This is a genomic window from Thermovibrio sp., assembly GCA_015488335.1.
Classification (GTDB): Bacteria; Aquificota; Aquificia; order Desulfurobacteriales; family Desulfurobacteriaceae; genus Balnearium.
On record WFNZ01000044.1, the window covers coordinates 19,013 to 30,008 of the forward strand.

A 10,996-nucleotide genomic window follows, 5' to 3' on the forward strand; every position below is an offset into this window, starting at 1 on the left:
TAGACGGCTGGCAAATTATAGCAACAAGGTTTAAAAAGCGTTCTCTAAGTGTTCCTCTACCTGACCATCAATCACTGAGATTGCGTCAAACCTGACCGATGAGTAGTTAACTGTGGTTTCAGATAGAAATTGAAGTGCCGTCTTTTTTATTCTCTCTACTTTTAATGGAGTTATTGACTCAAGTGGAGAACTCAGTGAATTTGCCTTTCTGTGTTTAACCTCAACAAACACAAGTGTTTCTGTGGAAGGGTCGTAGGCGATTATGTCAACCTCTCCGAAGGAGCTCCTGTAGTTTCTCCTTATAATAGAGTAGCCTCTCCTCAACAGATAACGGGAAGCTATCTCCTCCCCCTCTCTTCCTCTCTCCTGAGACCTTCCCAAAGCTCCTCCTGTGTATCGGCGTTATTCCGAACTCTTTTATCGCTTTTATGTGTGCCTTTGTTGGGTATCCCTTATGCCTTTCAAAACTGTAGCCAGGAAAAATTTTCGCAAGTTCTTCCATTATGTAGTCCCTCGTTACCTTTGCGACAACGCTTGCGCAGGCGCAGGAAAAGCTCCTCTCATCTCCTTTGGGAATTGCAAGAATTCTACCTGCAAACTCCGGAATTTTCAGGTAGTCCGTTATGAAGAAATCCGGTTCAACTGAGAGCTCTTCAACTGCCCTCTTTGCTGCCAGAATGGTTGCTCTGTAGATGTTTATCTCGTCTATTTCTGTTGAGTCTGCAAACCCTACGCTAACGGAAATTGCGCTTTCAAAGATCCTGTAGAAGAGCTCTCTCCTCTCCCTCTCTTTTAACTTTTTAGAATCTTTAAATAAAAAAGGATTGACGCTCTGCGGGAAGACAACGGCTGCTGCCACAACCGGCCCTGCTAAGGGGCCCCTTCCCGCCTCGTCAATCCCTGCAACGAGTTTATAGCCTTTATTCCAGAGGCTTTTCTCTATTGAGAGGATTACTTTTTGGTCATCCACTCCTTCTTCTCTTTAATGCGGGCAGCTTTACCCCTCCTCTCTCTTAGGTAGTAGAGCCTTGCCCTTCTTACGATACCTCTCTTGAGAACTTCTATCTTCTCAACAACCGGAGCGTAGAGAGGGAAAGTTCTCTCTATTCCTACTCCGTAGGATACCTTCCTGACAGTAAATGTAGCGTCTGTTCCAGAGCCTCTCTTCCTTATCACAACTCCTTCAAAGGCCTGGATCCTCTCCTTGTCACCCTCTTTAATCTTTACGTGAACCCTTACTGTGTCCCCAACCCTGAAATCGGGTATCTCTTTTTGAGTATATTTTTCCTGAACTGCTCTTATGAGTTCGTCAAGCCCAGCCATAGTGAAACCTCCGCCTAATGCCGATTTGTGCGGCGTGATTTTATAGGAAGTTTTTAAAAAGTCAAGGAATAAAAAAAATGGTGCGCCCGGCAGGATTCGAACCTGCGACCTCGAGATTAGGAATCTCGCGCTCTATCCTACTGAGCTACGGGCGCACGGCAGTAGGTAAAATAGGCCGTGCAATTAGAAGTGTCAACGCTGTTTTTGATAATTTACCAAATTTGAGCTGGAGGCTTTGGATGTTAAGGTTTTTTACGGCTGGTGAGAGCCACGGCAAGGGAATTTTTGCCTACCTTGAGGGAATTCCTGCAAACTTCTCTCTTGACTTTGACTTTATAAACGGAGAGCTCTCAAGGCGTCAGAGCGGTTACGGCCGGGGCGGTAGGATGAAAATTGAGAGAGACAGGGTTGAATTCCTCTCTGGAGTGAGGCTCGGTAAGACCCTTGGAAGCCCGATTCTGATGGCCGTCTGGAACAAAGACTATAAAAACTGGGAAGAGATAATGAAACCGGAGCCGGGGGAGCTCCCTCCTGAAAAGCGGGTTACAAGACCCCGCCCCGGCCATGCAGACCTTCCTGGAGTTCTGAAGTTCGGCTTTAACGATATAAGGAACGTTTTAGAGAGGTCTTCAGCCAGAGAGACTGCAGGGAGGGTTGCTGCGGGAGCTCTCTGTAAGAACATTTTAAGGGAGCTCGGCGTAGAGATTGGAAGTTACGTTATTTCAATCGGCCCTATAAAAATTGAAGAGAAAGAAATTGAGGAGCTCCCCTTAACCGAAAAGTTTAAAAGAGCTGAGGAATCGGAGGTTCGGATTCCCGTTCCCGAAAAGGACTACCTCTTTAAAGAAGAGATAGACAAAGCGAGGAAAAAGGGAGAGAGTTTAGGGGGAACCTTTGTCGTTTTTGCGACAGGTATGCCCCCGGGAATTGGAGCACACACCCAATGGGACAAAAGGTTGGACGGCAAAATAGCCCAGGCCATAATGTCTATTCAGGCAATTAAGGGAGTAGAAATTGGGCTCGGTTTTAGGGGGGCGGAGCTCCCCGGGTCAAAAGTTCACGATGAGATCTTCTACTCTAAGGAAAAGGGCTTTTACAGGGAAACCAACAGGGCTGGAGGTCTTGAGGGGGGAATGACAAACGGAGAGCCCATAATCGTAAGGGCTGCAATGAAGCCGATTCCCACTCTCTACAACCCGTTAAGGAGTGTTGATATAAAGACCAAAGAACCCTTTGAGGCATCAATTGAGAGGTCTGACGTCTGTGCAGTTCCGGCAGCATCTGTTGTTGCTGAAGCGATGCTTGCAATAAGCCTCCTCTCTGCCGTTTTAGAGGAGTTTCCGGCTTCAGACTTCAACCGTTTAAAGAGGTGGTGGGAAGACTACAGAAGAGAAGTTACGAGCCGTTAGAGCCTCTCTTTCATAACAATCATCGGGTCTGCCCTCTCCCCTTCAACGTAAAAACCGAAGTGGAGGTGCGGGCCCGTTGACCTTCCTGTTGATCCCACTTTCCCGATAACCTGCCCTGCCTTTACGAATTGTCCTTCCTTAACGGTTAATTTTGAGAGGTGGGCATAGAGGGTGTGGATCCCAAGGCCGTGGTCAATGATTACCGTGTTCCCTGTAAAGTAGAGATTCTTTGCCAGAACAACTTTCCCTGAAAGGGCAGCGTGAACAGGAGTTCCTCTTTTAGCTCTAAAGTCAGTTCCCCAGTGGATTGAGCGCTTCTTCCCGTTAATTATCCTTCTTGCTCCGAAAGGAGTGGAGATAGAGAGATTCTTCAAGGGAGGGTAAAGCTTCTCTTCTTTGAACTTTTTAGGAGTGATCTGGTGGAAAATCCTTCTCAGCAGCCTGCTTTCCCTTACGACCCTCTTCAGAAGTTCTCCCTTTAAAGGCCTTGTCTTTACCCATATTCTTGAAACTCTGTAATGTTTTGGTTTTACCCTTTCTAATTTAAAAAACATTCTCCTTCCATTTTTATAGAGGGACAGTGAGAAAATTCCTTTCTGAACTCTGTATGGAATGACAAAGAAAACCTCTTTCGCTCCGTTCACGCTTTTAAAAACGTAACGCTTTCCCTTGTATCCTAAAACAACCTTTAACTTCTTTACAGGCCGGTCAACCTCAAACTTCCCAAGGCTTCCAGGATACGTAAACGGCAGGTAGAGTTCAACGGATTTTCCGTAAGATACAGATAAAAGAAGTGTTAGCAGTAAGAAAATGGTTTTAAACGCTGTTTTCATACTGGGGATTTTACCAGTTTTGATTTGTATTTTTTATTGAGTGGCGGAGGGGGCGGGATTCGAACCCGCGGTACCCCTTGTGGGGGTACACACGATTTCCAATCGTGCCCCTTCAGCCAGGCTCGGGCACCCCTCCGTGCAGAGAGCAAATATAGTCTATTTAAATAAGGTTGACAAGCCAGAACTCCTTTAGTAAATTTCCGCTGCCCGCTACATTTTCGGCGTTAAAACAAAACGCCATTTGTCTGGAGGAAACAGATGAAAACCTTTATGCAGAGGAAGGAGGACGTTCAGAGGGAGTGGTATTTAGTTGACGCCACAGGGAAAACTCTTGGCCGTTTAGCCTCTGAGATTGCAAAGATTTTAATGGGTAAGCACAAGCCCACCTACACTCCCCACGTTGACGGCGGAGACTTTGTAGTTGTTATCAACGCAGAGAAAATCCACGCGACAGGTAAAAAACTCAACCAGAAGATCTACTACAGGCACACAGGCTACCCTGGAGGCCTAAAAGAGACAACCCTCAGAGAGATGCTCCAGAAAAAGCCTGAAGAGGTTATCAGGCTTGCGGTTAGGGGAATGCTTCCAAAGAACAAGCTCAGGGACAGGAGAATGAAGAGGCTCAAGGTTTACGCAGGGCCAGGACATCCCCACAAAGCACAGAACCCCAAACCCCTTGAGCTTTAACGGAGGAGATAATGGCTGAAGTTAGATACTACGGAACGGGAAAGAGGAAAACTGCAATAGCAAGAGTTTGGCTCATACCCAACGGCGAAGGTAAAATAGTAGTAAGGGTTTCAAAGAAGAAAGAGATTCCTGCTGAAGAATACTTTGGAAGGCTTGCACTTCTGAAAATAATGCAACAGCCCTTTGACGTTACAGGGACGAACGGAAGATTTGACGTTCTCTGCACTCTTAAAGGTGGCGGAAAGTCTGCTCAGGCAGACGCTGTAAAGTACGGCATTGCAAAGGCTCTCCTTGCGTTCAACCCTGAGCTCAGGCCAACACTCAAGAAGGCTGGATTCCTGACCCGTGATGCCCGTATCAAGGAGAGGAAGAAGTACGGACAGAGGGGAGCCCGTGCAAGGTACCAGTGGTCAAAGCGTTAAGGTTGCCGTTGTTGGCGCTTCTGGATATACGGGGGCGGAGCTCCTCCGCCTCCTTTCACTCCACCCTTACGTGGAAGTTATCTCTATAACCTCCCGCCAGTTTGCAGGAAAACGGTTAACTGAGGTTTTTCCCCACTTTATCAGAGCTCCCTTTGAAAACCTCACATTTGAAGAATACTCTCCTGAAAGGATATCTCAGGCAGACGTTGTCTTCCTCTGTCTTCCACACAGAGCTTCGTTTCCCATTGTGAAAGAACTCTTTTACGCAAAAGAAGATCTGAAGATTATTGATTTCAGCGCAGACTTTAGATTTTCAAACCCTGAAACTTACGAAAAAGTTTATGGCGTTGAGCACATGGCCAAAGAGCTATTCAGAGAGGCCTCCTACGGTCTTCCAGAGATAAACAGGGAAGAGATAAAGAAAAAGAGGATAATTGCAAATCCCGGTTGCTATCCTACAAGCGCAATCCTTGGGCTCTACCCGGCGGTTAAAAAAAGTTTAATAGACAGCTCCTGCCCTGTTATCGTTGACAGTAAATCAGGCGTTACGGGAGCGGGAAGGAAGGCAAACCTTTCACTCCTCTTCTGCGAGGTTAACGAGGGTTTTAAGGCCTACTCTGTTGAGGGACACAGACATTCTTACGAAATTGCTGAGAAGTTAAACCTCCCTGCTGTCAGGTTTACCCCCCATCTGGTTCCAATGAACAGAGGAATTCTCACAACCGCTTACTTTAAAACTGAGGCGAGCAAAGAGGAACTCCTCTTCGTTTACGAAGAGTTCTACAGAAACGAATTCTTCGTAAGGCTCAGGAAAGAGCCACCTAACACAAAAGAGGTTGCCGGAACGAACTTCTGCGATATCTACGTGACAAAAGAAGAGTCAACCGGCCTTGCACTTGTCATCTCTGCGATAGACAACATCGGGAAGGGAGCTTCGTCACAGGCCGTTCAGAACATGAACGTTTCTTGCGGCTTTCCTGAAACCACCGGCCTTAAAATTTTCAGCCAGTGGATCTAACTCTCTTTTTAGTTGTTCCTTTAAACAAATCAAAATATAATCTACCCTTAACTTAATCAAATCCCGGAGGAAGTTTTATGGCATTGGTTGTTCAGAAGTTCGGCGGGACCTCCATGGGAAGTATAGACAGGATTGTTAATAAAGTAGCCCAGAAAGTAATAAAGGAAAAGGAGAAGGGAAACGACGTTGTTGTTGTTGTTTCTGCAATGGCAGGGGAGACAGATAGGCTCATAAACCTTGTTAAGTCAATAACCGATGAGCCCAACGAGAGAGATATGGACTTTGTTGTGTCAACGGGGGAGCAGGTATCTGCAGGTCTCCTCTCAATTGCCCTTAACCACATGGGCTACCCGGCAGTTGCACTCTCCGGCTGGCAGGCAGGAATTAAGACAGATAAGGCCTTTACAAAGGCAAGGATTTTAGAAATAGATACAGACCGGATTATGAAGCAGCTGAAAGATGGGAAAATCGTTGTAATTACAGGATTTCAAGGAATTACAGATGAGGGAGACATAACAACCCTTGGAAGGGGAGGTTCCGACACTTCTGCCGTTGCAATAGCTGCAGCCCTTAAGGCCGACAGGTGCGACATCTACACAGACGTTGACGGAGTTTACACTGCAGACCCGAGAATAGTTCCGGAAGCAAGAAGAATTCCGGTTCTCTCCTACGAGGAGATGTTAGAGCTTGCCTCATTAGGTGCGAAAGTCCTTCAGATAAGATCTGTTGAGTTTGCAATGAAGTACAGTGTTCCGTTGAGAGTGAGGAGTACGTTTGCAGAGGATGAGGGAACGCTTATTAAGGAGGAAGATGAGACGATGGAAAGGGTTGTTGTAAGGGGTATTGCCCACAACAAGAACGAGGCAAGAATTACGGTTGAGAGGGTTCCAGACAAGCCAGGAATTGCTGCAAAGCTATTTGACGCCCTTGCCGAGGCCAACATTCCCGTTGACATGATTGTCCAGAACGTCTCCGTTGACGGCTACACAGACATTTCATTCACAGTTGAGAAGAACGACGCTCCAAAGGCTGAGAAGATAACAAAAGAGGTTGCGAAAGAAATTGGAGCAAGGGGCGTTATAAGGGACGACAAAATTGCAAAAGTTTCCATTGTCGGCCTTGGGATGAGGAGCCACGCAGGTGTTGCCGGGAAAGTCTTTGAAACCCTTGCCAAGTACGGGATCAACATTCTGATGATTTCAACCTCTGAGATAAAGATTTCCTGCATAATTGATGAGAAGTTTACAGAGCTTGCCGTTCGTGTTCTCCACGAGGCTTTCGGACTTGATAAGGATGAGAGAGAGCGTTAAAGAAAAGATTGGAATCTATAAGGAAGTCTTTAAGAGCCTTTTTGTTTTGATGACTCTTATTGGAGGAGCTTCTGTCGCTTCTCTTTCCCGTGGACGTGCTGATTTATAGGCAATAATAGGGGCTGTTTCTACTGTATGGCTCGGAGTAATTTTAATTATGCTATGGCGCTACATGATTAACCTTACTGAGGAACTTGATGGTGAGTGAAGAGGCTGTCTCTTTGGTTTTAGTATTTCTTATCGTTCTTACGTTTTTCCTTGTTACCGGTTTTATAGCATTTTATCGGGGAAAGGAAGCAAAGTAGAGGAGAAATGGGTATGGTTTACATATACGACACAACCCTTAGAGATGGAGCTCAGACAAGGGGAGTCTCCTTCTCTTTAGAGGATAAGCTCAGGATAACTCAGGCTTTAGACGACCTTGGAATTCATTACATAGAGGGTGGCTGGCCCGGTTCAAACCCGAAAGACCTTGCATACTTTGAAGCCGTTAGAGGGCTTGATTTAAAGAACGCAAAAATCGTTGCGTTCAGCTCAACAAAGAGGAAGGGTTTAAAGATAGAGGAAGATGCCAACATCCAGCAGCTTGTAAAAACAGAAGTTCCCGCAGTTACGGTTTTTGGAAAGTCGTGGGATTTACACGCAACTCAGGGGCTTGGAATTTCACTTGAGGAGAACTTAGAGCTCATTTACGACACAATTTCGTATCTAAAGCGCTACTTTAACGAAGTTTTCTTTGATGCAGAGCACTTCTTTGACGGCTATAAGTCCAACCCGGAGTATGCTTTAAAGACTCTATTGGTTGCTGAAGAGGCGGGAGCAGACTGTTTGGTTCTCTGTGATACGAACGGCGGGACTCTCTGGTATGAAACTGAAGAGATAATAAACGCTGTTCTTGAAAGAGTTAAGGCTCCTATTGGCATCCACGCTCACAATGACTCAGACATGGCAGTTGTTAACTCCCTCATTGCTGTAAGGAAAGGGGCTGTTCAGGTTCAGGGAACTATAAACGGTTTGGGCGAGAGGACAGGAAACGCAAATCTCTGTTCAATCATTCCAAACTTAGTTCTAAAGATGAAGGTTAAGTCAATACCTGAGGAGAACCTGAAGAAGCTTTACTCGGTTTCAAGGTTAGTTTCGGAGCTCTCCAACCGCCCCCATCCTGTAAACCTGCCCTACGTTGGAGATAACGCCTTTGCCCACAAGGCCGGCGTTCACGTTTCTGCCGTTGAGAAAAACCCAAGACTCTACGAGCACATTGAGCCGGAAAAGGTAGGTAATAAGCGGAAGATTATGGTTTCGGAGCTCTCTGGAAAGAGCAACATCATCAGCAAGGCAAGAGAGCTTGGAATAGAGCTCTCCAAAGACTCTCCCGCCGTTAGAAAAATCCTTGAAAAGATTAAAGAGCTTGAAGCTCAGGGCTACCACTTTGAAGGGGCAGAAGGTTCCTTTGAACTCCTTTTGAAGGAAACTTTAGGACTTACGAAAAAATACTTTGAGCTAAAAGGTTTCAGGGTTCTAACTGAGAAAAGGTCTGAAAACGAGGAAGCCTACGCAGAGGCCACGATAAAGGTTGAAATTCCGGAAGAGATTGCAAAAGAGAGGGGGATAGAGGATAGGTTTGAACATACTGCTGCAGAGGGTAGAGGCCCCGTGGAGGCTCTTGATAAAGCCCTCAGAAAAGCCCTTGAGAAGTTCTACCCGTCAATAAAAGAGGTGAAGCTTACAGACTACAAAGTCCGAATCCTCAACGAGGCTGCCGGAACTGCTGCGTCTCCGAGGGTTCTCATTGAGTCAACAGACGGTAAGAGAAAGTGGGGAACAGTTGGAGTTTCTCCAAACGTTATAGAGGCTTCCTGGTTGGCTCTTGCCGATGCCATAAAGTACAAGCTTATGAAGGATGATGAGGAGAAAGAAGTATAATAAAAGAAATTTCTAATCCTTTGGGGAGGAATTATGAACAGCAACGTGAAGATTTTAGGGGGATTGGGTTCTCTTTTTCTCGTTCTGAGCTTTATCCCTTACCTTGGAGCCGTTTTAGGTATTGCAGGACTAATTCTCCTGATTGTGGCGGTTAAGCAGTTTGCAGATGGTGAGGGCAGAGGGGAAATCTTTTCCATTTTCCTTAAAGGAATTCTTGTCAGCATCATCGGTGGCATTGTTGGTGCGGTTATTATGTTTGCAGGATTCGGTTCCGCTGCAGCGGGAAATTCTGGAGCTTTAAGCTGGCTCATTGCCGGAATTGGAGGACTGATAGTTTACGCTTCCTCTGTTTACGGAAACTACTACGTAAAGCAGGCTTTTGAGGAGATAGCTCTTCTAACGGGTAATACCCTCTTTGCCTGGGCTGGAAAGCTCCTCTTCTGGGGAGCAATTCTGATGATTATTCTCGTTGGAAGTTTAGTGATGTGGGTTGGCTGGATACTTTCTGCCGTGGCGTTCTTCACAACAGAGGAGAAGAAAAGCGGAAGTGTTGTAGAAAGCTCCGGTCAGAGCTAAATTAATATTGGATAAAATTTAAAGCAGTCTTTTAAGGAGGGAGACGATGGAGAGCATCAGAGCTCTGGCCGGAGAGGTGGAGAGGTTTGGCGAGCACGTTGAGAGTTTAAAGAGGAAGATTGACGAGCTCTTTAAGAAGCTTGAGGAGAAAGAGAAAGCCCTTGAAGAGGTTAAGAGCAGGCTTTTAAAGGTTGAGCAGGAGGTTCTTGAAGTTCTCAGGAAATTGAAGGAGAAAGAGCACGAGCTTTCAGAGCTCCGCCACAAGATCGCCCGCCACCGGAAGCTCCTTGCCGAGGCAGACTCTCCGAGGGAGTATGAAGTCCTCTCTGAACAGAGGAGGAAACTTGTTGAGAGAGCAGAAAAGGTCAGCGAGGAGATTGAGGAACTCCGCCAAAAGTACAGGGAGCTGGTCTTTGAGGAGAACAGGCTCTTAGATGAAGAGGAGAAGTTGGAGAGGGAGCTCCGCAACCTCAAGAGAGACTACCAGTTCTACCTGAGGGAACTTGAGAGGCTTATGGAGTCTTTAAGAGGAAGAATCTGCCAGGTTCAGGAAAGGTTCAGCCTTTAAGGTTGTAAGTTTTGAGGAGTTCCTTCAGCCTTGCAAGGAGCATCAGGGCTTCAAGGGGAGTGGTTGTAGAGATTTCAACCCTTTCAACTTCGTCTAAAATCCGTTTAACTTCGGGGGGGATTTCTCCCTTTTCCTTCACCCTGTAGGTCTCTTTTCTCTCTGCGACTGAGAAGAGGGGGAGCTCCTCTCTTTTCTCTTCTCTCCTGCCCTCTTCCCTCTCTAAACTCTCAAGGATTTCCCTTGCCCTCTCAACGACCTCTTTAGGAAGTCCTGCAAGCTCTGCAACGTGGATTCCGTAAGACTTCTCAGAAGCCCCCGGGAGGAGCCTGTGGGTGAAGAGGATTTTCCCGTCAACCTCTTTAACCTCAACGTGGTAGTTCTTTACTCCTTCAACTTCTCCTTCAAGCTCTGTCAGTTCGTGATAGTGAGTCGCAAAGAGAGTTTTCGCTCTAATTTTCTCTGCCAGGAACTCAACAACAGCCCTTGCTATGCTCATTCCGTCGTAGGTACTGGTTCCTCTTCCTATCTCGTCTAAGATTACAAGGCTCTTTTCTGTTGCGTTTTTCAGTATGTTTGCCGTTTCAACCATCTCCATCATAAAGGTTGAAAGGCCACGGCTCAGATTGTCTGCAGCTCCAACCCTTGTAAATATCCTATCAACAACTCCAACTCTTGCAAATTCAGCCGGAACAAATGAGCCCATCTGAGCCATCAGCGTTATTAGTGCCGTTTGCCTCAGGAAGACGGACTTTCCACCCATGTTCGGGCCGGTTATTATGAGAACCCTTTCTTTTCTGTTTAGATAAGTATCGTTTGGAATGAACTCGTCCTCTAAGAACTTTTCTAAAACGGGGTGTCTTCCCCCCTTTATCTCAACTGAGTAAGAGTCTGTAATTTCAGGCTTTGTGTAGCCCCTCTCCTGTGCAA

At 46.3% G+C, this 10,996-nt stretch carries 13 protein-coding genes and 2 tRNA genes; 8 read left to right on the forward strand and 7 right to left on the reverse strand.

The features are described from left to right. Window positions 1–30: 30 nt before the first annotated feature. From F8H35_RS05305 to F8H35_RS05320, 4 genes are all read right to left on the reverse strand, one after another. Window positions 31–324, reverse strand: coding sequence for a YraN family protein (locus F8H35_RS05305; protein WP_472572504.1), 294 nt, complete (start codon window positions 322–324; stop codon window positions 31–33). Then, window positions 266–970 carry a ribonuclease HII gene (locus F8H35_RS05310; protein ID WP_472572505.1) on the reverse strand — a complete coding sequence of 235 codons (705 nt, stop codon included), beginning with the start codon at window positions 968–970 and terminating at the stop codon, window positions 266–268. The genes F8H35_RS05305 and F8H35_RS05310 overlap by 59 nt, the downstream gene beginning before the upstream one ends. Then, complete coding sequence (rplS, locus tag F8H35_RS05315) at window positions 952–1,323, reverse strand: 50S ribosomal protein L19 (RefSeq protein WP_472572506.1); 372 nt, start codon at window positions 1,321–1,323, stop codon at window positions 952–954. Before rplS ends, F8H35_RS05310 begins: the two co-directional genes overlap by 19 nt. A gap of 78 nt (window positions 1,324–1,401) precedes the next feature. Continuing rightward, window positions 1,402–1,478, reverse strand: a tRNA-Arg gene (locus tag F8H35_RS05320). 84 nt (window positions 1,479–1,562) lie between these two features. Here F8H35_RS05320 and aroC point away from each other — a divergent pair. After that, entirely contained in the window at window positions 1,563–2,732 is a 1,170-nt protein-coding gene (gene aroC / locus F8H35_RS05325; protein WP_472572507.1) for a chorismate synthase, read from the forward strand. Here aroC and F8H35_RS05330 read toward each other — a convergent pair. Beyond that, a complete protein-coding gene (locus F8H35_RS05330) occupies window positions 2,729–3,565 on the reverse strand; it encodes a M23 family metallopeptidase (RefSeq protein WP_472572508.1) in 837 nt (278 codons plus the stop codon). The genes aroC and F8H35_RS05330 overlap by 4 nt on opposite strands. A 41-nt stretch (window positions 3,566–3,606) precedes the next feature. Next, window positions 3,607–3,701 (reverse strand) — tRNA-Ser (locus tag F8H35_RS05335). A gap of 122 nt (window positions 3,702–3,823) precedes the next feature. On the opposite strand from F8H35_RS05335, the gene rplM reads away from it, so the two are divergent. The 7 genes from rplM (at window position 3,824) to F8H35_RS05370 (ending at window position 10,069) form a co-directional block, all read left to right on the forward strand. Beyond that, the gene (gene rplM / locus F8H35_RS05340; RefSeq protein ID WP_472572509.1) at window positions 3,824–4,252 is read left to right on the forward strand and encodes a 50S ribosomal protein L13; all 429 of its coding nucleotides are present in this window, start codon (window positions 3,824–3,826) and stop codon (window positions 4,250–4,252) included. An 11-nt stretch (window positions 4,253–4,263) separates the two neighbouring features. Then, window positions 4,264–4,674: a 30S ribosomal protein S9 gene (gene rpsI, locus F8H35_RS05345; protein ID WP_472572510.1), complete on the forward strand. Its 411-nt coding sequence runs from the start codon at window positions 4,264–4,266 to the stop codon at window positions 4,672–4,674. Continuing rightward, entirely contained in the window at window positions 4,646–5,692 is a 1,047-nt protein-coding gene (gene argC, locus F8H35_RS05350; RefSeq protein ID WP_472572511.1) for an N-acetyl-gamma-glutamyl-phosphate reductase, read from the forward strand. Before rpsI ends, argC begins: the two co-directional genes overlap by 29 nt. A 77-nt stretch (window positions 5,693–5,769) precedes the next feature. Beyond that, on the forward strand, window positions 5,770–7,002 hold the full coding sequence (locus tag F8H35_RS05355) for an aspartate kinase (protein ID WP_472572512.1): 1,233 nt from the start codon (window positions 5,770–5,772) through the stop codon (window positions 7,000–7,002). Between the two features lie 318 nt (window positions 7,003–7,320). Beyond that, entirely contained in the window at window positions 7,321–8,925 is a 1,605-nt protein-coding gene (gene cimA / locus F8H35_RS05360) for a citramalate synthase (RefSeq protein ID WP_472572513.1), read from the forward strand. 33 nt (window positions 8,926–8,958) lie between these two features. Further along, complete coding sequence (locus tag F8H35_RS05365; RefSeq protein ID WP_472572514.1) at window positions 8,959–9,501, forward strand: DUF996 domain-containing protein; 543 nt, start codon at window positions 8,959–8,961, stop codon at window positions 9,499–9,501. A gap of 46 nt (window positions 9,502–9,547) precedes the next feature. Beyond that, the gene (locus F8H35_RS05370; RefSeq protein WP_472572515.1) at window positions 9,548–10,069 is read left to right on the forward strand and encodes a hypothetical protein; all 522 of its coding nucleotides are present in this window, start codon (window positions 9,548–9,550) and stop codon (window positions 10,067–10,069) included. Here the strand turns inward: F8H35_RS05370 and F8H35_RS05375 are convergent. After that, window positions 10,059–10,996 (reverse strand): MutS-related protein (locus F8H35_RS05375; protein ID WP_472572516.1); only part of this gene is annotated, 938 nt, incomplete at its 5' end. The two genes, F8H35_RS05370 and F8H35_RS05375, sit on opposite strands and share 11 nt — an antisense overlap.